Annotated in this window: 18 protein-coding genes and 2 tRNA genes; 11 read left to right on the forward strand and 9 right to left on the reverse strand. The window is 72.2% G+C overall.

Translation table 11 applies throughout. The features are described from left to right. The first annotated feature begins 259 nt into the window (after nucleotides 1-259). Nucleotides 260-1231, forward strand: a complete 972-nt coding sequence (locus tag WMF27_RS14125; protein WP_437768351.1) for a hypothetical protein — start codon at nucleotides 260-262, stop codon at nucleotides 1229-1231. Between the two features lie 237 nt (nucleotides 1232-1468). Here the strand turns inward: WMF27_RS14125 and WMF27_RS14130 are convergent. Both WMF27_RS14130 and WMF27_RS14135 read right to left on the reverse strand, forming a co-directional pair. Further along, a tRNA-Glu gene (locus WMF27_RS14130) sits at nucleotides 1469-1543 on the reverse strand. A gap of 39 nt (nucleotides 1544-1582) precedes the next feature. Next, nucleotides 1583-1656: transfer RNA gene (locus WMF27_RS14135), tRNA-Gln, on the reverse strand. Between the two features lie 607 nt (nucleotides 1657-2263). Here WMF27_RS14135 and groES point away from each other — a divergent pair. The 4 genes from groES (at nucleotide 2264) to WMF27_RS14155 (ending at nucleotide 5944) form a co-directional block, all read left to right on the forward strand. After that, the gene (gene groES, locus WMF27_RS14140) at nucleotides 2264-2563 is read left to right on the forward strand and encodes a co-chaperone GroES (RefSeq protein WP_437768350.1); all 300 of its coding nucleotides are present in this window, start codon (nucleotides 2264-2266) and stop codon (nucleotides 2561-2563) included. A gap of 68 nt (nucleotides 2564-2631) precedes the next feature. Next, entirely contained in the window at nucleotides 2632-4320 is a 1689-nt protein-coding gene (gene groL, locus WMF27_RS14145; RefSeq protein ID WP_437768349.1) for a chaperonin GroEL, read from the forward strand. A 195-nt stretch (nucleotides 4321-4515) separates the two neighbouring features. Next, nucleotides 4516-5172 carry a Crp/Fnr family transcriptional regulator gene (locus tag WMF27_RS14150; protein ID WP_437768348.1) on the forward strand — a complete coding sequence of 219 codons (657 nt, stop codon included), beginning with the start codon at nucleotides 4516-4518 and terminating at the stop codon, nucleotides 5170-5172. A gap of 4 nt (nucleotides 5173-5176) precedes the next feature. Further along, nucleotides 5177-5944, forward strand: coding sequence for an MBL fold metallo-hydrolase (locus tag WMF27_RS14155; RefSeq protein WP_437717768.1), 768 nt, complete (start codon nucleotides 5177-5179; stop codon nucleotides 5942-5944). 208 nt (nucleotides 5945-6152) lie between these two features. On the opposite strand, the gene WMF27_RS14160 is transcribed toward WMF27_RS14155, so the two are convergent. From WMF27_RS14160 to WMF27_RS14170, 3 genes are all read right to left on the reverse strand, one after another. Beyond that, nucleotides 6153-6971, reverse strand: a complete 819-nt coding sequence (locus WMF27_RS14160) for a PP2C family protein-serine/threonine phosphatase (RefSeq protein WP_012235416.1) — start codon at nucleotides 6969-6971, stop codon at nucleotides 6153-6155. 233 nt (nucleotides 6972-7204) lie between these two features. Next, nucleotides 7205-8842 carry an FAD-dependent oxidoreductase gene (locus tag WMF27_RS14165; RefSeq protein WP_437768347.1) on the reverse strand — a complete coding sequence of 546 codons (1638 nt, stop codon included), beginning with the start codon at nucleotides 8840-8842 and terminating at the stop codon, nucleotides 7205-7207. Nucleotides 8843-8846: 4 nt separating this feature from the next. Further along, the gene (locus WMF27_RS14170) at nucleotides 8847-10451 is read right to left on the reverse strand and encodes a polyamine aminopropyltransferase (RefSeq protein ID WP_437768346.1); all 1605 of its coding nucleotides are present in this window, start codon (nucleotides 10449-10451) and stop codon (nucleotides 8847-8849) included. Between the two features lie 107 nt (nucleotides 10452-10558). On the opposite strand from WMF27_RS14170, the gene WMF27_RS14175 reads away from it, so the two are divergent. The 6 genes from WMF27_RS14175 to WMF27_RS14200 all read left to right on the forward strand — a co-directional run bounded on the left by WMF27_RS14175 (nucleotide 10559) and on the right by WMF27_RS14200 (nucleotide 20051). Beyond that, nucleotides 10559-12031, forward strand: coding sequence for a DUF4178 domain-containing protein (locus tag WMF27_RS14175; protein ID WP_437768345.1), 1473 nt, complete (start codon nucleotides 10559-10561; stop codon nucleotides 12029-12031). A 310-nt stretch (nucleotides 12032-12341) separates the two neighbouring features. Then, nucleotides 12342-12650: a hypothetical protein gene (locus WMF27_RS14180; RefSeq protein ID WP_437768344.1), complete on the forward strand. Its 309-nt coding sequence runs from the start codon at nucleotides 12342-12344 to the stop codon at nucleotides 12648-12650. Nucleotides 12651-12806: 156 nt separating this feature from the next. Then, the gene (locus WMF27_RS14185) at nucleotides 12807-13910 is read left to right on the forward strand and encodes a hypothetical protein (protein WP_437768343.1); all 1104 of its coding nucleotides are present in this window, start codon (nucleotides 12807-12809) and stop codon (nucleotides 13908-13910) included. Further along, nucleotides 13907-15877 carry a S8/S53 family peptidase gene (locus WMF27_RS14190; RefSeq protein WP_437768342.1) on the forward strand — a complete coding sequence of 657 codons (1971 nt, stop codon included), beginning with the start codon at nucleotides 13907-13909 and terminating at the stop codon, nucleotides 15875-15877. The genes WMF27_RS14185 and WMF27_RS14190 overlap by 4 nt, the downstream gene beginning before the upstream one ends. A 209-nt stretch (nucleotides 15878-16086) precedes the next feature. Then, nucleotides 16087-18444, forward strand: a complete 2358-nt coding sequence (locus WMF27_RS14195) for an ATP-binding protein (protein WP_437944189.1) — start codon at nucleotides 16087-16089, stop codon at nucleotides 18442-18444. Next, a complete protein-coding gene (locus tag WMF27_RS14200; protein ID WP_437944190.1) occupies nucleotides 18441-20051 on the forward strand; it encodes a sigma-54-dependent transcriptional regulator in 1611 nt (536 codons plus the stop codon). Before WMF27_RS14195 ends, WMF27_RS14200 begins: the two co-directional genes overlap by 4 nt. 45 nt (nucleotides 20052-20096) lie before the next feature. Here the strand turns inward: WMF27_RS14200 and WMF27_RS14205 are convergent, their stop codons facing one another. The 4 genes from WMF27_RS14205 to WMF27_RS14220 form a co-directional block, all read right to left on the reverse strand. Then, complete coding sequence (locus WMF27_RS14205; protein WP_437768339.1) at nucleotides 20097-21398, reverse strand: UDP-glucose dehydrogenase family protein; 1302 nt, start codon at nucleotides 21396-21398, stop codon at nucleotides 20097-20099. A 175-nt stretch (nucleotides 21399-21573) separates the two neighbouring features. After that, entirely contained in the window at nucleotides 21574-23265 is a 1692-nt protein-coding gene (locus tag WMF27_RS14210) for a L,D-transpeptidase (RefSeq protein WP_437944191.1), read from the reverse strand. A 115-nt stretch (nucleotides 23266-23380) separates the two neighbouring features. Beyond that, nucleotides 23381-23785 (reverse strand): hypothetical protein, encoded by a 405-nt coding sequence (locus tag WMF27_RS14215; RefSeq protein WP_437944192.1) that lies wholly within the window; start codon nucleotides 23783-23785, stop codon nucleotides 23381-23383. Between the two features lie 149 nt (nucleotides 23786-23934). Then, nucleotides 23935-24693 (reverse strand): CDP-alcohol phosphatidyltransferase family protein, encoded by a 759-nt coding sequence (locus WMF27_RS14220; protein WP_437299833.1) that lies wholly within the window; start codon nucleotides 24691-24693, stop codon nucleotides 23935-23937. Between the last annotated feature and the right edge of the window lie 81 nt (nucleotides 24694-24774).

A 24774-nucleotide genomic window follows, 5' to 3' on the forward strand; every position in this document is an offset into this window, starting at 1 on the left:
TCATGGCATGTCGCCGCTTGCGCGATCGCCGAGCAGGGATAAGTTGAAGTCTCGACACGCGGGCTGAACAGCCGCTGGTGGAGCGGAGCTCTCCCGCATTCGCGCACCGCCGCGTCAGGCCATCTCGCCGGTGGACCTGCGCGGCGCGGCAGGGGCTCGCTCGGGCGCTGGGCGCGGGCGTCCCGCGCCGGGTGGCGGCTCCTCCAGGGGCCGCCATTCGTGGCAGCCGCCGTTGCTTCTCGACAGGAGGGATGCCGCCATGATGCTTGCCTTCGACCTCGATCGCGACGACGCCCCGCAGCAGCGCGGCCCCGGTCCTGCGGACGGACCGGGTTGTTTCGGTGAAGCCGCGGACTACCGCGCTCAGCGGATCCTGTACGCCGCCCGCGACTGGATCGGCGAGCAGGACGGCATCACGACCGACGGTCGCTCGCTGATCCTGCTGCACGCCCAGCGGACGCCGCCGGATCGGCGCGAGGCGCTCGTGCGCTGCTTCGAGCGCGTGATCCTGCACGCCCCCCGGCCGGAGCTCGCCGCGCTCGCCGCGTCGCTGCGCCAGGCGGGGCTCTCCGTGGACGAGGACCTCTCGGTGATGGGCGCCCCGGCCGGCGAGGTGCGCGCCGCGGTGCAGGGGCTCAGCCGGTTTCGCACATTCCCGCCGGGCCTGCGCCTGTCCAGGGTGTCGCCGGACGACGACGAGGCGTCGATCCGCGCGATCCAGGAGCTTCAGGCCGAGAGCGGCCACGCGCCGCTCCCGGGGTGGTACCTGCGCGGCGGCGAGGGGCGCTCCTTGACGTTCGCGCTGCGCGACGGCGCGGGGGCGCTGATCGGCTGCACCACCCTGTGCGTCGTGACGCGGCCACAGCCTGCCGAGATCGGCGGGCGCGAGGCGCTCGCCCAGCTCGGGCTGCTGGGCGCCCCGCCGCTCTGGATCTCCGACGTGGGCGAGGCGCCCTCGTGGACGGCCATGCCGATCTGCACCTGCCTGCGCGAGGACCACCGCGGGCGGGGGCTCGGGGCCCCGCTGCAGGCGGCGGCGCTCCGGGAAGGGCACGATCGCTTCGGGATCCGGTGGTTCTACGCGCTCGTCAAGGCCGGCGACGAGATCGCCAAGCGCATGAACGCGCGTTGCGGGCTCGCCCCGCACCGCGCCGAAGGGTTCCTCGTCGCGTCGGCGGTGCCCCCCGAGAAGCCCCGGCGGCCGGCGGACGGGCGCCGCGGCTCAGGCTGACAGCACGGGCGCGAGGAGAAAGCGCCGCCGTCCTAGCCGAGGAGCCACGGGGCCGGCGGCCGCCGCGCGGGGCACCTCGCCTCGGACGAATGCGCCAGAGGGTAGCGCAACGTGAACGGAGCAGGACGTTCTCGCTGATCTGCGTGCTCGCGCGCTCGTCGAACGACGCTGCGCTTCGCGTCGCGCTCGACGCACGACATAGACGGAAGCAGCAGGAAACGAGGCGAGGGGGTGAAGTGGCGATCCCAGCGGGAATCGAACCCGCGTTACCGGCGTGAGAGGCCGATGTCCTAACCGCTAGACGATGGGACCTTGTTCTGCGGAGAAAGCCGACAGCTGAGCTGAGCGGCCTGGCTGGGGGACAAGGATTCGAACCTTGATAGCAAGAGCCAGAATCTTGCGTCCTGCCGTTAGACGATCCCCCAAGGGGTCAGCGCCGTGTTCATCAGCGCCACGGGCCGCGGAATCTACTTGGGCTGCCTGGATTGTCAAGCGATCAAGATCGGACCCGCCGAAGAAAAATGCCCGCTGCCAGAAATCGCCCATATTTCGCATGGTTCGAGCGCTTCATGGGGTGAGCAAGGCCTCCCCCCTGCCCAACCCCTCGCTCAACCCGCTCCGCCCTCGTTGCATGCCGTCCGTTGCTGCCGTCGCGCGTCGCGCGTCGTCGCGCGTCGTCGTGCTCTCGCCATGATCCGTCCAGATTGTCCACGTGCTGTCGGGGGCTCGTCCCCGAGGAGGCTCCACGAGGTCGCGACCGCGCCCTCGCCGTCGCTTCTCCCGACATCTCGGCTTCGCCGTTCGGGACTCTCGGCTCCGGAAAAGTCGCGGCTCCCTGCTGCGTGCCCTTGACGCGCCGGGTGACTGATTTACTTTCGGCCGCGGTTTAGCCACCGGCCTAGGAGAGTGCCAAGAGACTGCGATCTCGGGCACTTAGCTCTCGTCGCGCGGGCGGAACGCCCCAGCGGGGGGGCGAACGGGACCTCCGGCGAGCCGATGGTCAGTCAACAAGCCGAGGACGAGGGAGCCACCATGAAAATCAGGCCGCTGCAGGATCGGATTGTCGTCAAGCGCGTCGAGAGCGAGACGAAGACCAAGGGGGGCATCATCATCCCCGACGCCGCGAAGGAGAAGCCGATCGAGGGGCGCGTCGTCGCGGTGGGCAACGGCAAGGTCCTGAAGGACGGCAAGGTTCGCCCGCTCGATGTGAAGGTCGGGGACAAGGTGCTGTTCGGCAAGTACAGCGGCACCGAGGTGAAGCTCGACGGCGAGGAGCACGTGCTCATCCGCGAGGACGACGTGCTCGCCGTGACCGAGCCCGCCGCGACGTGAACCAGGTCTGAGGCTACCGAACGCAAGCGTTAGTACACGCGGCCTCGCGGCCGCGAGGGGATTGAGAGATGGCTGCCAAGCAGATCGTTTTTAGCCGCGGCGCTCGCGCCGCGATCCTCAAGGGCGTGAACACGCTCGCCGATGCGGTCAAGGTGACCCTCGGGCCGAAGGGGCGGAACGTCGTCATCGAGAAGAGCTGGGGCTCCCCGGTCGTGACGAAGGACGGCGTCACGGTCGCCAAGGAGGTCGAGCTCGCCAACAAGCTCGAGAACATGGGCGCCCAGATGGTGCGCGAGGTCGCCTCGAAGACCAGCGACAAGGCCGGCGACGGCACGACGACGGCGACGGTGCTGGCGCAAGCGATCTTCGGCGAGGGCCTCAAGCTCGTCGAGGCCGGCCACAGCCCGATGGATCTGAAGCGCGGCATCGACGCGGCGGTCGCGAAGGTCATCGAGGCCGTGCAGAAGGCCGCCAAGCCGACCAAGGACAAGGACCAGATCGCCCAGGTCGCCACGGTCAGCGCCAACGGCGACAAGGAGATCGGCCAGATCCTCGCCGACGCCATGGAGAAGGTCGGCAAGGAGGGCGTGATCACGGTCGAGGAGAACAAGCGCATGACGACGGAGCTCGAGACCGTCGACGGCATGCAGTTCGACCGCGGCTACCTCTCGCCCTACTTCGTGACCGACCCCGAGAAGATGACCGCGGTGCTCACGAACCCGCTCATCCTCGTGCACGAGAAGAAGATCTCGGCCATGGCCGACCTCCTGCCGCTGCTCGAGCAGGTGGTGAAGCAGGGGCGCGAGCTGCTCATCCTCTCCGAGGACGTCGAGGGTGAGGCGCTCGCCACGCTCGTCGTGAACAAGCTGCGCGGCACGATCAAGGTCGCCGCCGTGAAGGCGCCCGGCTTCGGCGATCGCCGCAAGGACATGCTGAAGGACATCGCCATCCTCACGGGCGCGACGCCGTTCATGGAGGACCTCGGCCAGAAGCTCGAGAGCGCCACGGTGCGCGACCTCGGGACGGCCAAGCGGGTCGAGATCGACAAGGACAACACGGTCATCGTCGACGGCCAGGGCGACAAGGGCGGCATCAAGGGCCGCATCGAGGCGATCCGCAAGCAGATCGCGGACACGGCGAGCGACTACGATCGCGAGAAGCTCCAGGAGCGGCTCGCGAAGCTCGCCGGCGGCGTCGCCGTGGTGAAGGTCGGCGCGGCGACCGAGACCGAGATGAAGGAGAAGAAGGCGCGCGTCGAGGACGCGCTGCACGCGACGCGCGCGGCCGTCGAGGAAGGCATCGTGGTCGGCGGCGGCGTGGCCCTCTTCCGGGCGGCCGCCTCGCTGGAGTCGCTCAAGTTCAACGACGACCGCGACGTCGGCGTGAGGCTCGTGCGCCGCGCCGTGGAGGCGCCGCTCCGCCAGATCGCCCAGAACGCGGGGGTCGACGGGACGGTGGTCGCGGAGAAGGTCCGGTCGGGCGCGCCGACGTTCGGCTACAACGCCGCGACCGACTCGTACGAGGACCTGCTCGCCGGCGGCGTCATCGACCCGGCCAAGGTCGTGCGGCACGCGCTCTCCAACGCGGCCAGCGTCGCCGCGCTGATGCTCACGACCGAGGCCCTCGTCGCCGAGAAGCCCAAGAAGGAGAAGGCCGCGGCCGGCGGGGTTCCCGGCGGCATGGGCGGCATGGGGGGTATGGGCGGCATGGGCGGCATGGGCGGCATGGGCGGCATGGGCGACTTCGACATGGGTTGATCGCCCATCCGCGCCGCTCCCGGGCTGCCGCCGCCTCCGCGCGGCGCCGGCCCGCCGGGCGCGCTGCCCCGACGAAGCGGGCCGAGGGGTCCTCCAAAGCATGCTGGCTCGGGGGGCCCCTCGAGTTTTGTGAGCGCCAGCGCTCTTGCCCGGGTTTTTGACCCGCGGTCACGTGGGGCGCTAGACTCCCGGGCAATGTCGGAGTCGTCGTTCGCCCGCTATGGCCGCGAGTATGTGCCGGGCGACGTGCTCTTTCGTGAGGGGGACTCCGGCGACGTCATGTTCGTCATCCAGTCGGGCGCCGTGCGGATCACGAAATCGGTCGCCGGCGAGGACAAGGTGCTCGCGGTGCTCGGGCCCGGCGAGTTCGTCGGCGAGATGGCGATCTTGAACGGCAAGCCTCGGAACGCGACGGCCACCGTGAGCGAGCCGTCCCGCTGCGTCGTGATCGACGCGCGGAAGCTCGAGGTCATGCTGCAGCGCGACGTCGAGATAGCGCTCCGTCTCCTCAAGAAGCTGGCGAAGCGGCTCGACGCGGCGAACTCGCTGGTCGAGATCCTCATGCACCGTGACCCGAAGGCGCGCGTGATGCTGGCGCTCGCGCGCCACGCCGAGGCCTTCGGCGAGGAGACGCCCGAAGGCATACGCGTCCGCTCCTCTCCCGAGGACATCGCGCGCGAGGTCGACGTCGAGCGAGAGACGGTGGACGAGGTGATGAAGCGGCTCCGCCGGCTGAAGCTCCTCTCGTACGGGCCGCCTGGACCCGCGGCGATCATGGTGACCGACATGCGCAGGTTCCGGGATTTCATCGAGTTCCTGGACATGCCGCAGAAGTTCGGCGGAGAGAGCTGAACCAGTGGAGCTCCGTGTCATCGGCTGCCACGGCGGGGAGACCCCCAGGCATCGCACGTGCGCGTTCGTCGTGGACGACGTCCTCGCGATCGACGCCGGCTCGCTGACCAGCGGGCTCGAGGTGAAGGACCAGGCGCGGATCGAGGCGTGCCTGGTGAGCCACGCGCACCTCGATCACATCCGCGACCTGGCCACGATCGCGGACAACCGCTGCCAGCTCGGGTGCCCGCCGCTCGTGATCGCGGGCACGCGCGAGACGCTGCGCACGCTCAAGAAGCACTTCTTCAACAACGTGCTCTGGCCCGATTTCGCGGTGATCCCGAGCGCCGGGCAGCCGACCATCCAGTACCTCGAGCTCAAGCCGGAGCGCCCCACGCCGGTCGCCGGGCGGCTCGTGCGCGCGGTCCACGTGACGCACACGATCGACGCGTCGGCGTTCGTGATCGAAGGGGACGGCGGCGCGATCGCGTACAGCGGCGACACCGGGCCCACGGAGCGGCTGTGGGAGGTGCTGAACCAGCAGCAGGACCTCCGCGCGCTGCTGATGGAGGTCAGCTTCCCCAACCGGGAGCAGCGCCTCGCCACGGTGAGCGGCCACCACACGCCGCAGACGCTCGCCCTCGAGCTCCAGAAGTTCCGCGCGCCGAGGGATCTGCCGACGATGCTCTACCACATCAAGCCGGTCTTCCAGGCCGAGGTGGAGCGGGAGTGCGCCGCGCTGAAGGGGCTGAACCTGGAGGTCCTTCAGCTCATGGATCACTTCGTCCTGTAGCCGACGCATCGGCGCGGGGACGTCCGGGGCGTCGTGCGCGCGCGGGTGATGGCGGCGCTGCGCTCGACGGGATCGTGGCGCCGAGCTGCCCGGCCCGAGGGCGCTCGCTCGCTGCTCCGGGCGAGAGCGCGCCGCGCAGGAGGTGAGGCCTGCGCGGCGGGGGTGTCGGGAGCTCGCGCGCGGCCGCAGAGCGGCGCTGCGCGGCGGGCTAGCGGCTTTCCTGGGTGGGCTCGTCGTTGAAGGGGCGCTTGCCGTCGGGCACCTCTTCGACGCGGGCGAGGACGACCGTGATGTTGTCGGTGCCGCCGAAGTAGTTCGCCCGATCGATGAGCGCCTTGCACGCAGCGTCCAGCGAGCCGCTGGACATCACGAGCTCGAGGATCTGATCGTCGCTCACCAGCCCCGACAGGCCGTCCGAGCAGAGGAGGTACACGTCACCGTGCCGCGTCTCGTCCGTCACGAGATCGACGAGGACGTCCTCGCGGATGCCGAGCGCGCGCGTGATGACGTTGGCCGGCAGCTGCCTGACCTCCTCCTCGGTCATCCACGGCGCCATGTGCGCCGCGTCGCTGACGAGCGAGTGATCGCGGGTGAGCTGCGTGATCTGGCTGTCGCGCAGGCGATAGCAGCGGCTGTCCCCGACGTGACCCACCGTCACGTGCTCGGCGTCCTTGGAGAACATCGCCGCCACGATCGTCGTGCCCATGCCGAAGTCGGCGAGCGTCTTGAGCGAGCGATCGAAGATGCGCCGGTTCGCCAGCCTGAGGCCGGTGACGACGTAGTTCTCCTCCTCGGTCAGGTTCGGATCGGCAGGGAAGGGCCAGGTGGCGTCCCTCCCGACCGTCACGGACAGGAAGTCCGAGAGGGTGCTCACGGCAAGCTGGCTCGCGACGTCGCCCGAGCGGTGTCCGCCCATTCCATCCGCCACGGCCACGACACGGTACTCCTCGCTGACGAGGAGGTTGTCCTCATTGTGGTCCCGGAGGAGCCCGGTATCCGTCATCCCGGCAAACCGGGTCCGCAACATGGGCAGAGAGTAGACGCGGAGCAGGGGGGCAGCGCAAGTTCAAGGCGAGGGCAAAGCTGAAATCCTGGGCCGGATCTCCCACAGCGGCCGCTCTGTGGCCGCTGGAAGCGGCCGGCGGCAGGGGCAAAGCACAGTTCCGGAGGCGCTCGCTCGCCGGACGCACTTTGCTCTTGAAAGATGGGAGAGGACGTGGGGTTCCGCGCGGCGCGCGCCGAGGCGACGGGCGCTCGAGCTCAGAGCCAGCTCTCGCCGATCGCGATCCCCGCCGAGGCCGCGATCGTCTCGGCGGCGCGCACGCCGCAGGCGTGCGCCTCCTCGAAGAGCGCCATCCCCGGCTGATCGACGTGGGCCCAGGCGACGCGCTCGGACAGCGCGCAGCGCGGCTCGAACGGCCGCGGGCCGAGGAAGCCGGGGCGCGGGCGCGGCATCGCGTGCCCCCAGATCATGACGTCCATCCGCTCGACGTCGTCGCGCAGGTGCGGGTGCGCCGGCGCGAGATCGCGCAGCACGCCGTCGGCGAGCGACGCCCACGGCGCGCGGAGCAGCGCCGCGCGCGCGGCGGCGACGTCCGGCCCGCCGAAGGCGCGGTAGTACGTCAGCACGGTGCGCTGCACCGGCGTCGCGAGGCGCGACCGCTGCGTCGTCGCCGCCGCGAGATCGGTGAGCTGGTGGCGGGCATCGACGTAGCCGAGCCCCTCCGCGCCGTAGAGGACGGAATCCCACGCGTGGTTGGGGTCGATGGGCCGCTCGACGTGCAGGTTCGCCACGAGCCACGCCGACGCGACCCGCTCCGGCAGCTCGCCCGCCGCGCTCCCCGCGAAGATCCGGCGCACGACGAACGCGGGCGCCGCGAGGATCGCCGCGCGGGCCTCGACGCGGCGCGCCTCGCCGCGCTGCACGTCGACGTAGTCGATCTCGACGCGGCCGCTCGGCTGCGGGCGCACCGACGTGACGAGCGCGCCGAGCGACACGCGCGGCGCCGCGCGCTCGAGCAGCGCCTTCACGAGCCGGCCGTTGCCCTCGGGCCAGACGAGGTAGCGGCTGCCCGCGAGCTCGGGCGCGCGCGCCTTGCGCCCCGCGAAGTAGTGCAGCCCCGCCCAGGCCGAGATCTCCTCGGGCGCGCCGCCGAAGTCGTCGAGCATCGCGTAGCGCACGTACCAGCGCAGGAACGGCGTGCGGTACCCCTCGCGATCGAGCCACGCCGCCATGCTCATCCGGTCGAGCCGGAGGAGATCGGGGTCGCGGGAGGAGCGATCGAGCGGGATCTGGAACGCCGGGAGCCCGTCGCTGCCGGTGAGCTCCGTGAGCTCCTCCTCGAGCGCGTGGAACCTCTCGAGCTCGTCCAGCGCCTCGCTCGAGAGCGCGTCGACCGGCGCGAGGCCGCTGTGCCACGCGCCCTCGTAGAACAGCCGCTCGCCCGGCGCGTGGCACAGCCGCCGCGGATCGAACACGGGGCGCCCCGCCGCGTCCCACCCGGTGACGACGCCCATCTGCTCGAGCAGCCGCAGCGTCGCGCGCGCCTCGACGTTCGGCGCGGCGAGGTAGTGCGCGCCCCACGGGTACGGCACGACGCCGTCGTCGCCCCACGCGCTCGTGCCGCCCGGCCTCGGCTCGAGCTCGAGGACCCGCAGATCGAGCCCGGCGCCGGCGAGCCGCCACGCGGCCGACAACCCGCTCACCCCGCCGCCGACGATCACGACGTCCGCGCGCTCGGCGGGGCCGCTCGCCGCGGGCAGCGGCCCGCCGCGGAGCAGGTGGCCCGCGCCGTGGGCCGCGCCGACGATCTCGCCGGCGAGCGGCGCGCGCCCCGGCGAGGCCGTGTGCACGACCCAGCCCGCGGCCACGGAGCTCAGGAAGCCGCGGCGGTTCACCGGATCACCGGGTCCACTCGGCCCACTCGCGCGTGTACACGGAGACGAGCTTCTGGTCGTTCAGCCGGTTGATCGGCGCCTCGACGCGGCCGAGATCACGGGGGAACCGGAAGAGCTCCGGCAGGCCGCTCGAGTCGAGGTAGCGGAGGCTCGACGGATCGATCCGGAGGGCGCCGGGCGCGGCGAGCCCCTCGCCGCCCGCCAGGATGAAGCCCCACTCGCCGAAGCTCGGCACGTAGACGTGGAGCGGCGCGGTCTTGAAGCCGGCCGCCTCGAGCGTCGTCACGACGCTCCAGAACGACTCGCGCGCGTAGTGGGGCGACGTCGCCTGGACGACGGCGAGCCCGCGCACGGAGAGCCGCTGCCGGAGCAGGTGATAGAAGGCGTCGGTGTACAGCTTGCCGACGGCGTAGTTGCCGGGATCGGGGAAGTCGACGATCGCGAGATCGAACGACTCGGTCGACTCCTCGAGGTACTTGAACGCGTCCTCGTTGCGGACGGCCACGCGCGGGTCGCGCAGCGAGCCCTGGTTCAGGTCCGCGGCGAGCGGCAGATCGCGGAAGGCGCCGGTGACCGCGCCGTCGAGGTCGACGAGCAAGATCTGCTCGACCGACGGGTAACGGAGCAGCTCGCGCGCGGCGAGCCCGTCGCCGCCGCCGAGGATCAGCGCGCGCCGCGGCTCGCGCCCCAGCGCGGCGACGGCCGGGTGCACGAGCACCTCGTGGTACCGGTGCTCGTCGTCCGACGAGAACTGGAGGTTGCCGTTGAGGAAGAGGCGCGTCGTGCGCGTGCTCCTCGTGATGACGAGGCGCTGGTACGGCGACTGCGCCGCGTAGACGATGGGCGCCCCGAAATAGAGCGCCTCCGAGCGCTCGACGAACCGCGAGACGAGCGCGAAGGCGACCCCGAGCCCGGCGATCACGATCAGGCAGAGCGCCCGCAGCCGGACGACGACGGCGCGATCGAGCGGGAACAGGAACGTGCTCGTGAGCGCGACGGCCGCGTTGAGCACGCCGAAGAACAGGCTCGTCTGGTGGATCCCGAGGCGCGGCAGGAGGAGCGAGGGGAAGAGCAGGCTCGCGGCCAGCGCGCCGATGTAGTCGAGCGTGAGCACGCGCGCGACGAGCCGCTTGAGATCCAGCGAGAAGTTGAGCAGCCGGATGAGCAGCGGGATCTCGAGCCCCACGAGCATCCCGATGAGCAGCACGAGCGAGTAGAGCAGCGCGCGGAACGACCCGAGCGCGGTGTAGACCCGGAAGAGCATCGGCGCGGAGAGCCCGCCGACGAGCGCGAGGCCGAGCTCGATCTCGACGAAGCGCTCGAGGAGCCGGGTCTCGATGTACTGGGAGAGGTACGAGCCGATCCCCATCGCGAACAGGTAAAGGCCGATGACGAAGCTGAACTGCGTCACCGAGTCGCCGAGGACGTAGCTCGCGAGCGTGCCGGTGATGAGCTCGTAGACGAGCCCCGACGTGGCGATGACGAACACGCTCGCGAGGAGCGCCGGGTGCACGAGCCGGGGCAGCGGCTGCGCCGCAGGGAAGGGCGCCAGGGCGTCCCCGGGAGGGGCGCCCCGAGCTCCCGCAGGGCTCTCCTCGGTGGCCGGCATCGGCGCGGTCCTAGCACCGCTCGCGCTGGACCACAGCCTGTTCGGGCTCGCCGGCGCGCCCGAAACGCTTCCTCTTCCGTCGTCGAGGCCTCTAGTATGGTGCTCGCGTGAGCACGCCCTTCGACCGAGCTGCCGCGTGCCCTTCCTGCGGCGCGCCGATCACGTTTCGCTTCGCGGGCGCGATGGCGCAGGTGTGCAAGCACTGCAAGTTCGTCGTCGCGCGCACCGATCGGGACCTCCGCGCCGTCGGCCGCGTCGCCGACTTGGTCGAGATCCCCACGCCTCTCCAGCTCGGCGTCACCGGGCGTTGGGGCAACGAGCCGTTCGTGGTCGACGGCCGCGTCCAGCTCGATCGGGCCAGCGCGCCGGGCGCGCCCTGGCAGGAGATCTTCGTCGCGTTCCCGGCCAGCGGCCGCTGGACGTGGGTCGCGTTCGCCCAGGGGCGCTGGTACGCCACCACCGAGGCGCCGCTCCCGCTGAACGGGCTGCCGCAGTGGAGCTCCCTCCAGCCGGGCGGCCGTGTCCACCTCGAGGGGCACGGCATGTTCACCGTCGTCGAGGTCGGCCGCCGGCGCGTGATCTCGGCCGAAGGAGAGATGCCCCACGTCGCCGCGCCGGGCGTGGTGACGGGCTTCGTCGACATCGCGGGGCCGAGGGGCGAGTTCGGGACGCTCGACTACGGCGACGGGCGGACGATCCCGCCCAAGCTCTACCTGGGCCGGCAGATCGACCCGGCCATCATGAAGCTCGACACCGGGGCCCCTGTGGACCAGCCCACGGCGCAGGTGTCGGCCGTCGCGTGCCCGAGCTGCGGCGGCAACCTGCCGCTCGCCGCGCCCGGCACGACGGAGCGCATCGTCTGCCGGTACTGCGGTACGGCGAGCGACCTCACGAAGGGCGCGCTCGTCGCGCTCGGCCAGGTCCCCAGGCCGCCCATGGAGCCGTACGTCCCGCTCGGCGCCGAGGGCCAGCTCCGCGGCATGCGCGTGCTCTGCATCGGCTTCGTCATCCGGGGCTGCACCGTGGAGGGCGAGCGTTACCGCTGGCGCGAGTACCTGCTCTACGGCGGACCGAGCGTTGGCTACCTGTGGCTCATGGAAGAGGACGGGGCGTGGCAGCTCGTGACGCCTCTCTCGCCCGGCGAGGTCCAGCCGATGGGCTCGACGGCGAGCTACCAAGGGCGGACGTATGCGCTCAAGCAGAGCGTCCACGCCGAGGTGGAATACGTCATCGGCGAGTTCTACTGGAAGGTCGAGATCGGCGAGGCCGTGCAGGCCACGGAGTACCAGGGCGAGGGCGGCAAGGTCAGCGTCGAGCAGGCCCCGACCGAGGTGAGCGTGTCGTTCTGCTCACCGCTTCCAGGGAAGGAGCTCGCCGCCGCCTTCCACCTGCCACCCCCGCCGAGCCCCTCGTTCGGCGACGGGACGGGCGCCGGCGCCGGAAGGGTCGTCGCCATCGTCGTCGTCCTGATCGTCGTCCTCCTCATTCTCATCGCGCTCAGCGACTGCGGTGGGGGCGGCGGCGGCGTCATCTTCATTCCGAGCGGTGGGGGCAGCCCGAGCTTCGGCGGCGGGAAGTGATCCAGCTCCACTGATCGATTCGGCTGCGTATGAAATGAACGGCCTGTGCCGGTTCGTCTCTTGCGATCCCCGCTGGTGTCGAGTCGGGCACGTGCAGCGCTGGACATGTCTATGTCCACCTCCGTGGAAAGGCGACATCGCGTCGAGCGGAGCGGTCGGATTCGGGCAGATGATGGTCGGTTTCGGGTATCGCGCCGCTCCGGCCGCCGCTGGCGATCGAGTAATTTCAATGGCTTACGCGCTGGCTCACGGCGGCCCGTGACGTGCAATGTGCCGTCCGACGCCGGCGGTGGACCGGCGGCGGAGGCCCATGCAAACGGTAAATTCGATCGACCCGCACGCACAGCTGCGCGCGCTCTACATCTCCCTGCTCCGAAACCAGGAGCACTTCGACGAGTTCAAGCAGCTGCTCGCCCTCTACATCGTCGCGCCCGAGGCAGATGAGGAGCCGGTGGACGCGGCCAGGATCCGCGCGCAGCTCAACGGCCGCATCCGCTCCTGGATCGGCGGCTTCTTCGATGGGCTGAGCGCCTCCCAGGTGCTCCAGTGGCGCGCGATCGTGGTCGAGGAGCGCTTCAACGTGTGCCTGTCGCCCTGGAAGGAGTCGAACGTCTATTGATGCTGCGGCGCAGGCGACAGGCGGGGTTGCACCGCCATCGGCGTACGTCTCACCGGCGCGGCTCTGCCCCGGTGCCATCTACCGGCGCCCGGAGCGCGCCGCGCACCGCGAGCGCCGAGCCCGGCGCGCCGCGCGGGGTGATGGAGGTGCCCGCGCATGGATGACGCCCTCTGGGTGGACGAGCTCTACAAGGCGTTCTGGCGGACCCTCCCCGGGATGCTGCACGCCGACGCGCAGGGGCTGGCCTACACGCTCGGCCTGTCCCCGTCGCGCGACGTGCCCTGGAGCGCCTTGTTCAGCAACGAGTTCACGCTGGCCGCGCCCGCGCTGCTCGCGGAGGCCATGCCGGGCGTCCGCGGGGCCACGGTGCAGGACGCGCTCCTCGCGCACCTGCTCGCCGTCATCGAGGCGTTCGGCACCGATCGCATCAAGGACAAGCAGGTCCGCCCGACATGGCAGATCGAGGCCATCCTGGCGCACGCTCGGCGGGCGCGCGACGAGGCGCTCCGCCGCGTCGCGCCAGGCGTCGACGACCCGGCCATCGATTTCGCGCGCGCGGACGAAGCGACGCTGTTCGCCATCGAGACCGAGCGCAGCCTCCTCGCGAGCGGCGGGCCCGCCGGGTTCAGCCGCTATTACGCGCTCTCCCTCGGCAAGCAGAGCGTCGGCTTCCCGGCGTCGATCGCCCTCGCTCACGCCGCAGGCTGGACGGCCGAGCGGCGCGAGGTGCTCGCGCGGCTGCTGTCGTCGGTGGGGCTCGGGCTGCAGCTCCACGACGACGTCATGGACTGGCAGGACGATTACCAGCGAGGCGGCGCCTGGGCCGTCGTCCTGGCCTCGGAGCTCCGATCGCGCGCGCACGGAGAGCCCGGGGCCGAAGAGCGCGATCGGGAGCGCGCCTCGGAGCCGCGCCACCGCGGCGCGGTCGCGTACGGACCGCTCGGCACGCCGCCCTGGGGGATCGCGGTGACGCCCAGGGCGCAGGGCGAGCCGCCGACCCCCGACGCGCCCTCGTCCCTGCTCCCCGTCCGCCGGATGGTCCTCGAGTCCGGCGTCCTCGCGGCGATGCTCGACGGCGAGCGCCGGTGCTTCCGCGCCGCGCGGCGGCGCGCCGCGGTGCTCGGCGCTCGCCGCGTCGCGGCCTGGGCGGAGGGGAGGGCGGCGCAAGCGCAGGAGCTCGCGCGGTGCGAGGCCGAGAGCCCCGGCTTCGCGAACCGCGCCCACGCGCTCAACGCGTGGGCCAGGGCCGTGCTGGCATGAGCCGCGGCCGCGGCGCGGCCGCGCGAGGGGGGGCGGGCTCTCCGGAGGAGGGGTCCGCGCGCGCGCGTCCGGCGCCCGGCCGCAAGAGCGCGCCGCCCCCCGCGTCGTCCGCCGCGCCCAGGGCGCGCCCGCGGCGCCCGCCGTGGGACTTCGGCTATGCCCCGGTCCCCACCGCCGCCGGCGACGACGACGATGGTCCCCTCGACATCGTCGTCGCCTCGCGGTGCCCCGTCGCGCCCGACGCGGTCGCCGCGGCGCTCGGGGCGCGCTGGTCTGGCGTCGCGGTCGAGCGCGTCATCGAACGGACGCCCATCTTCTGGCTCCGCGTCCGCTCCCCCGACCGCGGGCGGCGCGCGGACGTCGCCGCGGCGCTCTCGGCCGCGGCGCTGCCGGTGCGCTACGTCGCGTCGGCCCGGCGCCCGAGCGCCGCCGTCGCTCCGCGCTTCGACGCGGCCGCCGGCGCCGCGGCGCGCCCTGAGGGTTGGAAGGCGCGCAGCGCATCGGTCGAGGACGAGCCCGTCACCCCCGGCCGCTGGTTCCTGCGCGACGAGGGCGGCGGGATCGGCGTCGATCGCCGCCGCTGCGGGGGCGGCGCCGGGATGCGCCTCGGGGTCATCGACGACGACGCCTGGACGGCCGACGAGCTCGGCCTCGAGCGCGAGGTGCTCGTCATGATGGAGCGGCCGCCGCGCAGCCAGGCGCACGGCGCGTTCATGGTCGCGTGGGCCGTCGGGGGCCGTCACCCCGGCGGGTTCCGCGGCGTCGCGCCGGACGCGTCGCCCCGGCTCTACCTGATCCCGAAGCCTGGATCGTGCGTCCTCGCCCTGCCGGTCGCGATCGTCCGGGCGGTCAGCGACGGCGCCGACGTCGTGGTGTGCGCCGCGTACGTCGAGGGCTCGACGACGCCCATGCTCGACGACGCGCTCGAGTTCGCCGCCCGCCTCGGGCGCCGCGGCCGGGGCTGCCCTGTCGTGTTCCCCACGGGCCGTGAGGCCTCGAGCCCGCCCGAGTCGCTGCACGCGAGCTTCTCGCTCGGGTTCGGCGAGCCAGCGAGCGACCCGCGCGTGTTCTGCGTCGGCCCGGGCGCCCGCGGCGACGGGTGGTTCCTCTGGCGGGACCGGCGGGGGCGCAGCCGCCCCTTCGCCAACCGCGGCCCGGCCGTGCGGTGGCTCGCGCCGGGCGACGACATCACCTGCCCGCTGCCGCCCGCGTCCAGCGCGACCCCCGCGCTCGAGCGGCTCTGCCACGCCGAGTCGAGCGGGGCCTCGGCCCTCGCCGCGGGCTCGCTGCTCCTCGTGCTGTCGCAGAACCCGTCGCTCCGCCTGCCCGAGCTCGACGCCCTCGTGATGCGCACGCTCGCCCCGGTGCCTCCCGCGGCGCCCGCGTCGGCCGAGCCGATCGCCGACGCGTGGGACGTGCTCCCCGACGGGCGCGATCGCGACGGCCACAACGCCAAGCACGGCTACGGCCGGATCGACGCCGGTCGAGCCTGCCTCGCCGCCGGAGATCCCATCGCGCTCGCGCTGGTGTCCGTCGGCGAGGACGGCGCCGCGCGCATCTGGCACGACGCCCGCGCCGAGGGGCCGCTCGTCCGCCGCCTGTACTCGCGCCGCCTCGCGCGCTGGGCGGTCCGGGCGCTGCTCGTCGACCCGAGCCTCTGCCACGGCGTCTGCGCGCTCGTGCGCCACGCCCGCCTCACCGCGGGCGACCCGCGGCGCCGGCGCGCCCACGGCGCCGGCGCCGTGCTGAGGCAGCTCTCGCTCCTCGTCCGCGCCCTCGCCGCGAGCCGCGCGGCGCCGCCGCCCTCGCCGCGCGTGCGCGACGAAATCACCGCCCTGCTCGACCGGCTCGAGCGATCGGCGACCGACGCCGCCGCCGTCGCCGACGTCGAGTCGCGCTTCGGCGCGCTGGCGGACGTCGTGTTCGCGGACGCCACGGACGGCGATGCGCACGAGGGCGCCGCCTGAGCGCGCTGCCGTCCCGCCGCGGGGTGATCCCGCCCTCATCTCCGCGGGAAAACGTAATAATAATTGCGTAGTAGCGCCGCTGCGGCGCCGGGATCGCGGGTGACGGGCGCGTTGCGCCCCGTCCGGCGCGCGAGCCCCGTTGGTTCACCCGGAGTTCCAGCGTATCGTGGGTGGCTGGCGGCGCAATTTGCGCGCCGTCGGCTCTCCCGATGCCAGCTATCGAGAATCGCCGTTGGCTCCTCGCGGTGGTCGTCCTCGCGGCGCTCGTGCTGGGCGGCTCGGGGATGAGGAGCGCTCTGAGCTGGTACGAGCGCCCGTTCCCTGGCGTGCTCGTCGATCCGGACGGCGTTGTCTCGAGCGTGGGCCTGCCGTCCTGGGAGGGCTTCCAGAAGGGCCTCCGGTACCCGGATCGCGTCGTCGAGGTCGACGGCTGGCGCCTCGAGAGCACCGCGGGGCGCTACCGCGCGAGCGCCTGGGACGCCGCGGTCGAGCGGGCGGCGCGCGAGGGGCACAGCTCGGTGCACGCCCGCGTCGAGACGGCGGAGGGGCTGCGCGACGTCGAGCTCTCCCTCGTCCCCTTCGACGCGCTCGCCTGGTGGTTCTACGCCGGCGGGCTGATGGTCGTCGCCTCGCTCCACGTGGGCGCCGCGCTCATCGCCCTCAGCGCGAGCCCCCACGGCAAGCTCGCCCGCACCTTCGCGAGCGCCGCGCTGTTCGCCGCGCTCTTCCAGTTCGCGCTGTTCGACTACCACAGCTCGCGCAACCTCGTCCCGTTCTTCCACGTCGCCTACGCGCTCGTCCCGATGAGCCTCTTCACGCTGGCGCTGCGGCTGCCGGACGACGTCCCGTTCATCGCGCGCTACCCCGTCGTCGCGCGGATCGCGCACGGGCTCGGCGGCCTGCTCGCCGCCGCCCTGCTCGCCTCGCACGCCATGGGCTGGACCACCGTCGCGCTCCGGAGCGTCTGCGCGATCCTCTTCGTGGCGTCGTTCTTCTTCTTCGCGGCCACGCTGATCCTCCGCGTCGCCGCGGCGGAGGGCGATCGCCGCCGCACGCTGCGCGTTCTGCTCCTCGCGATGGCGCCGCCGCAAGTGGTGATCGCCCTCGGCTTCATGCTGGCCATGCTCGGCGCCCCGGCGTCGACGCTCGCGTGGTTCGCGATCCCCGCGCTCGCCCTCACGCCCGTCTCGAGCGTCGTCGCGTTCATCCGCTACGACCTCTGGGGGAGCCGAGCGCTCCTGTCGCGCCCGCTCACGCGCGTCATCATCGCCTGCATGATGGTCGCGCTCACCGTGATCCTCTGCTCCGCGTGCGCGGGGTACGCCGGCCTCCCGCTGCTCGGCGCGATCAAGGTCGTGGCGCCGGCCGCCGTCGTCAGCGCGGCGCTCGTCGTGTTCGCGCTCGGCGCCGGCGATCGGAAGCTCTTCCCGGCGCGCGCGGAGTACAAGCCCACCGTCGAGCAGCTCAGCGAGGAGCTGACGCTCGTCGCCGACCCCGACGAGGTCGCCTTCGCGGTCGAGCGCACGGTGGCGCGCTGGCTCTCCTGCGAGCGGGTCACCTTCCGTCGCATCGCGATCGACGCGGCCGACGGCGCGAGCGCGGGCAACGCCGGCGCCGCGCCCGGCGAGCCGGCGCCGAGGGCGGACGAGTCGAGCGGCGAGCGGGTCATCGAGGTCGAGCCGCCCGACGCAAGCGCGAGCGAGCTCTCGCTGACCGTCATGTTCCGCGGCCGGCTGCTCGGCGTCCTCGAGGTGGGCAAGAAGCGCGGCGGCGCCCTCTTCACGAGCGAGGATCTCGACCTGCTCCGCACGATCGGCAACCAGGCCGCGCTCGCCATGGCGCACGCCCACAGCTACGCGGAGCTGGAGCGGCGGCGGCGGGAGCAGGCCGCCGCGTGGCGCGACGAGCGCGCGGCGCTCATCGAGACGCTCGCGGCCGAGATCACCCACGAGGTGCGCTACCCGATCAACTTCTTCCGCTCCGTGTTCAAGCGCGGGTCGAAGAACCAGAGCCTGGACGCCGAGGAGGTCGACATCGGCTGCGAGGAGGTCGAGCGCCTCGAGCGCCTCGTGATGGGGCTGCGCCGGGTGACGCACAGGAAGCTCGAGCGCCGCCGCCTCGCGGTCGAGGAGCTCGTCAGCCGGGCGGAGATGCTCCTGCGCGATCAGCTCGGGAAGCGGCGGATCGAGGCGCGCGTGAGCGCTGGATCGAGGCTCCGCTGCGATCCCGATCAGGCCACGCAGGTGCTCGTCAACCTCCTCTCGAACGGCCTCGACGCGGCCGGCGACAAGGGGACGATCGGGGTCGTCTGGGAGACCACCGAGAGCGGCGCCGAGCTCGTCGTGTGGGACACGGGGCCCGGCATCTCGGGGGACGCGTCGCGCCTCTTCGCGCCCTGGTACACGACGAAGCCCCGCGGGACCGGGCTCGGGCTCGCCATCACGCACCGCATCGTCCGGGCCCACGGGTGGCTGATCGAGCCGGAGCGGCGCGACGGCACGACGCGGTTCGTGATCTCGATCCCCGCCGCCGACGTCTCCATGACCGCGGAGGACGAGGTCGCGTGAAGATCCTGATCGTCGATGATCAGCGGAGCGGCCGCCGCACGCTGCGGCAGATCCTGGCCGCGCTCGACGAGGTCGAGGTGCTCGAGGCGGTCGGCCTGGACGACGCGATGGCGGTCGTGGAGCGGAGCGCGCCGGACCTCCTGCTCCTCGACGTGCGCCTGTCGGACGATCCGCGCGACCGCGGCGGCCTGGAGATCCTGCGGCGGGTGCGGGCCTCGGGGCGGAGCACGCCGGCGCTGATGGTCACGTCGGTCAGCGAGCTCTCCGAGATCCGGGAGGCCATGCGGCTCGGCGCGCAGGACTACGTGCTGAAGGACGAGCTCTGCCCGGAGATGCTCCTGCCGATCATCGAGGGGCAGCGCGAGCGGCTGCTCCTGAAGGGCGAGGTGGTGCGGCTCCGCGAGCGGGTCGACCGCACGTTCGGCACGAAGGCGCTCCTCGGCTCGTCCGCGGGGATGGAGCGCGTCCGCCGGATCATCGAGCGGGTCGCCGAGTCGAGCAAGACGGTGCTCATCCGCGGCGAGACCGGCAGCGGCAAGGAGATGGTCGCCCGCGCGCTGCACGAGATGAGCTCGCGCCGCGGCGAGCCGTTCATCGCGGTGAACTGCTCGGCGCTGCCGGGGACGCTCATCGAGTCGCTCATCTTCGGGCACGAGCGCGGCGCCTTCACCGGCGCCGAGAAGCGCATGCGCGGCCAGCTCGAGCTCGCGGGCGCGGGCACCATCCTGCTCGACGAGATCGCCGAGATGCCCGGCGAGCTCCAGGCGAAGCTCCTCCGCGTCGTCGAGGATCGCCGCTTCCGCCCCCTCGGCGCCGAGTCGGAGATCCCGCTGCGCGCCCGCGTCCTCGCCGCGACCCACGTCGACCTGGAGAAGCGCATCAGCGAGGGGCGCTTCCGGGAGGACCTCTTCTACCGGCTCAACGTCGTCACGGTGCACGTCCCGTCGCTGGCCGAGCGCGACGCCGATCTCATCGAGCTCCTGCTCGCGTTCAGCGCGGAGCTCCCGCGCAAGCTGCGTTACACCGACGACGCGATCGCGTGGCTGGTCCGGCGGCCCTGGCCCGGCAACGTGCGCGAGCTCCGGAACGTCGTCGAGCGGCTGGGGCTGCTCGCGGACGACGATCTCATCGACGTCCCCACGCTCGAGGAGCTCGCGCGCGAGCGGCCGGTGGTGGACGCCACCGCGGAGATCGACCGGCTGGCGCGCGCCCTGCTCGCGCTGCCCGAGCGGCTGGGATCGAAGCTCCGCGTGATCGAGCGCGCCGTCCTGCACCACGCGATCGAGAGCTGCGGCGGCAACAAGGCGGCCGCGGCGCGGCTCATCGGCGTCGATCGGAAGATGCTCGAGCGGCGCTGGGACCGGCACACCGGCGAGGAGCCGCCGAGCAGCCGGCGGATGTCGATGCCGACGTCGATGGCCGCGCGCCACCTCGGCGAGGAGCCGCCGAGCAGCCGGCGGCACACGCCCGCGAACGGGACGCGGCACCTCGGCGAGGAGCTGCCGGGCAACCGCAACCACACGCCCGTGAGCTTGCCGCGGTACGTCGGCGAGGAAGCGCCGAGCACCCGCCGCCAGGCGCCGCCGCCAGACCACGACGACGCCTGAGGGGCGCGGCGCCGCCGGCGTAGCGCGCGCCACCGGCGTCGCGCGCTACTTCCTGCCGATGCCCGTGTAGGCGAACCCCATGCCGCGGAGCTCGTCCGGCTCCCAGATGTTGCGCCCGTCGAAGAGCGTCGGGGAGCTCAGGATGCGCTTCAGCCGGTGGAAGTCCGGGCGCCGGTACTCGTGCCACTCGGTGACGACGACCAGCGCGTCCGCGCCCTCGGCCGCGCCGTACATGCCGTCGCTCAGGAGGATGCGGCTCCCGTAGATGGCGCGCACGTTCGGCATCGCCTGCGGGTCGTGCGCCTGGACCGTCGCGCCCGCCTCGAGCAGCGCGTCGATGAGCGTGAGCGCCGGCGCCTCGCGGATGTCGTCCGTCTGCGGCTTGAACGCGAGCCCCCAGACCGCGATCGTCTTCCCCTTCAGCGCGCCGTCGAAGTGGGCGCTCACCTTGCTGGCGAGCAGCTGCTTCTGCCGCGCGTTGATCCGCTCGGTCGCCCGGACGATCTCCAGATCGTGCCCGACGGAGCCCGCGGTGTAGAGGATGGCCGAGAGGTCCTTGGGGAAGCACGACCCGCCGAACCCCGGTCCGGCGAACAGGAACTTCGTGCCGATGCGCGGGTCGGCCCCGACGCCCTTGCGCACGAGCTCGATGTCCGCGCCGAGCTTCTCCGCGAGCACGGCCAGGTCGTTCATGAACGAGATGCGCGACGCGAGCAGCGCGTTGGCGGCGTACTTGGTGAGCTCGGCCGAGCGCGCGTCCATGAGCTGGATGCGGTCGCTCGCCCGCACGAACGGGTTGTAGAGGTGGCGCAGGATCTCGCGGGCCTTCGGGTCGTCCGAGCCGATGATCACGCGGTCGGGCTTCATGAAGTCGTTGACCGCGTCACCCTCCTTGAGGAACTCCGGGTTCGACGCGACAGCGAACGGCTGGGTGGCGTTCGCGCCGATGATCTGCCGGAGCCGGTCCGCCGTCCCGACGGGGACCGTGCTCTTCGTGGCGATCACCTTGAAATTGTTCAGGTTCTTGCCGATCGTCTCGCCGACGGCCTCGACGGCGGAGAGGTCGGCGGAGCCGTCGTCCGCCTGGGGCGTACCGACGGCGATGAAGACGATCTCGGCGTCGCGGATGGCGCTGGCGACGTCGGTGGAGAACCGGAGCCTGCCGTCGCGGGTGTTCTTCGCGATCAGCACGTCGAGGCCGGGCTCGTAGATCGGCACCTCTCCGCGCTTCAGCATCTCGATCTTGGCAGCGGACACGTCGACGCACGCCACGTCATTCCCGAAATCCGCGAACCCCGCGCCGGCGACGAGGCCGACATACCCTGTTCCCACGACGGCAAGCTGCATGGGCGGGACGCTACCACGACCTCGGCGCCGTTCGAGCCGGCAGTCGCACGGCGTGTGACCTCCGATCGATCTGTCCCGCTCCTCTCGCGTGGGAGCGCGCCGAGCGTTCGTGCTGCCCTTGCCCTCCCTGAGCCGAGGGCCTGGCGGGCGCTCCACGGCAGAGGGGCCGCGCGGCTCAGGGGTGGACGAACACCACGGTGCCGGTCAGCGAGCGCGCTGCGCCGTGCCATCCCGGGGGGACGGCCGGCTCGGTCCAGAAGAACAGGCGGCGGGCGTCCTCTGGAGACAGGTTGATGCAGCCGTGGCTCTTGGGCCGGCCGAACTTGTCGTGCCAGTACGCGCCGTGCAGCGCATACCCCTCCTCGAAATACTGCACGTAAGGCACGTCGCGCAGCTCGAACTCCTCACCGACAGCGTCCGAGTCCATGGTGCTCGTGACGAACTTCGTGTGGATACGGAAGATCCCGCGCTTGGTCGCGGTGCTGGACTCGTGGTCACCGAGCCCCGCCTCGCCGCTCGAGATCAGCGTCGCATAGACGGGCTTCGTGCCCTCGTAGGCGACGAGCACCTGCTTCGTGATGTTGACGTCGAGCCACTTCTCGCCGTTCTTGCCCCAGGCAGGCATCTTCTTGGCAGGGTCGATGCGGCCGGCGTGGCGGTCGTCGACCCAGTCGCCGTCCTTCGTCTCGTAGTGCAGCTTGCCGCCGAAGAACTGCTGTTTGCCGGTGAGGGGCACGGCGGAGCGCCACTCGAGCTCTCCGCCGTCGACGAGCTTCTTGCCCACGACGCGCCATCGCTTGCCCCCGGCGCGGCGCACGAGCGCGAACGGGAAGTCGACGTCCTTGCCGATCTCGACGCCGTGGAACTCGGAGCCGCGGATGGGGCGGAACCTGTCGGCCGGGACGACGCGCAGATCGGTGGTGACGTTGTAGCGCCGGCCCTCGTGGAGGAACGACTCGAGGAACGCCATCCCGTTGCGCCGCGAGACCTCGTCGATCTTCACGGCGTCGCCGGTCTTGATGAGGCCGGAGAGGTTGGGGGCGCGCCGGCCGTCGCGCAGGTACCAGGGGATCTCGCGATCGGTGATGCGCTGCGCGAGGGCGTCGAGCGCGGGCGGGGCGGGCTCGGCGCTCCATTTGAGCCAGACGTCGAGGCCGTAGGTGGCGCCGCTCTCCTCGTCCTTGGCCCAGCGATCGAGGTGCTTCTTGAGGCTCGGCTCGAAGCGCGCGAGATCGTCCTCGGTCGGGAGGCGCGCGTAGGCCGGGCCGCCGCGCGTGACGGTCCCGTACATGTACGGGAGCTTGTGGGTGACGTCGGGGCGGCGGGCCGTGGCGCGGACGATCTCGTCGTCGAGGTCGAGCGTCGCGTCGGGGCCGACGCACACGTAGCCGAACGGCTTGACCTTGCGGAAGCCCCCGGGGCAGCCGGACGTGCCGGCGGGCTCGGGATCCATTTCCACGACCGCGCCGGCGCGCAGGAAGCCGACGGGCTTCGCGTCGGCGCTGGGCCGCGCAAGGACGCGGGTGAGCATCGAGGTGCTGGCGAGCCGCGGGCGGCCCTCGGGGAGCGGCGCCGGCAGGGTGGCGACGCCGCCGAGCGAGACGATGGGCGGGCCCTCGGGCAGGCCGGGCGGCGGCTCGTCCTCGGCCGGGGCGGGGGAGGCGAGGGCGGCGGGGGAGGCGAGGGCGGCGGGGGAGGCGCCCTGGGCCTTCTGGCTTCCAGCGGCGCCGGGGAGCTCGACGGGCGCGTCGGCGGCGCTCCCGGAGCGGCCGCAGGCCGAGAGAAACGCGGCGAGCGCGAGGAGCGCGAGCGCATGGCGGTTCGCCGCGAGCGTGGCTGCGGCGCGCGTTCGAGGCGGCGTGTCCATGGCGCGCCGACCGTAGGCACAGGAGGGGGAGGAGGGCCAGTTTTCGGCGGTCGGCTGGAGGTGGGCTCTCGGCGCCTCACCTCGGAGACGGCCTGGACGACGAAGCGGCGCCTCGCTAGGCGGACTGGTCGAGCTCTCGCAGGATGTCGCGGAGCGCCTGGGCCTCGGCGCGCTCGAGGATCAGGGGCGCCGATAGGCACGTGGGCGCGTGGTCACGAAACTCCACGGGCTGGAAGGCGGCGAGCGCACCGGACGCGGTGTAGGCGAGATCCAGGCGCACCGCGGAGGTGTCCGGGTCGCCGTCCTCATCCAAGGCGAAGGGGAGCTTCGCGATGGCGGCGAAGTCCCGCCTCTCCAGGGCGGCGGTGAGCGCTCCGATCGGGCACGTGAAGTAGCGGAAGCCTTCTTCCACCTTCTCACCCGTAGAGGTGTATACGAACTCGCTCAGGATCAGCCACTTGCGACGGGTGGTGAAGCGAGGATCGGCGCGCAGGAAGTCGGACAGATCTTGGATCTCCATCGGGCGTTCATACCGCAACCGGGCCCAGGATCTCCACCAGTCCGTCGGTGCGAATCACGCTGCTCGGTCATCACACACAGGAACGCAGGGTGGGTCGCATTGACGCCTTCGCCCTGTGACATGGCCCTACGGCGGGGGGCGATGAGGGGCTATGACCGTCCGAACCTCAGCAGCAGCCCGAGCCAGCCCTTCGCCAGGTAGAGGAGGTTGATCAGCACATACATCCAGAAGAACACGTCGAGCCGGTCCGCGAGCGCGAATGCCCAGATGTGGCTCGGATAGTGGTTCAGGAAGCGCAGGAACGTCATCACGAGCGCCGCCGCCCGGGCGGCGGGCGACCGGGGCCGCTCCTCCGTGGCGGTCTCGTAATAGGCGGAGACCGAGGTCTCCTTGCCGCTGATCTCCGGGCGGCGGACGAAGTTCGTCAGCGAGATCGCCGAGGCGATCACCGCGACCCCGACGACGCCGGCGAGCAGGAAGCGCGGGTCTCCGCCGGGCCACCGGCCGCCGTCCAGCCCGAGGCCGCCGGCGCTGAAGAGGCGCATCGAGAGGGCGCCCGAGAGGAGCACCGCCTTGAGCTCGTCCGTGAAGAAGTCGAAGAGGTGGCCCTCCTTCGACGCGAGCTGCTTGTGGCGCGCCAGCATCCCGTCGGCGCAGTCGAGCAGGTAGCTCAGCTCGAGCACGGCGACGGCGACGAGGCCCCCCGCCGCCGTGGGCAGCGCGACGAGCAGCGCCGCCGCGACGACGAACACGGCGAGGTTGAGCAGCGTCACCTGGTTCGGCGTGATCGCGGTCCGCGCGAGGAGCGCGACCACGCCGCCGGCGAGCGGGCGCATCAGGTAGGTGTTGAAGAGCTGATCGTGCTTCTTCCGCGTGGCCAGGTAGATCCGCTTCGCTTCGCCGAGCATGGCCGGCGCATCCTAGCCGAGCGGCTCCCGTCTTGCTCGGGCGGCAGCGGCGCTTTCGCCCCGGCTGGCGGACCCGCCCGC

Source organism: Sorangium sp. So ce281, assembly GCF_051527395.1.
GTDB lineage: Bacteria > Myxococcota_A > Polyangia > Polyangiales > Polyangiaceae > Sorangium > Sorangium cellulosum_B.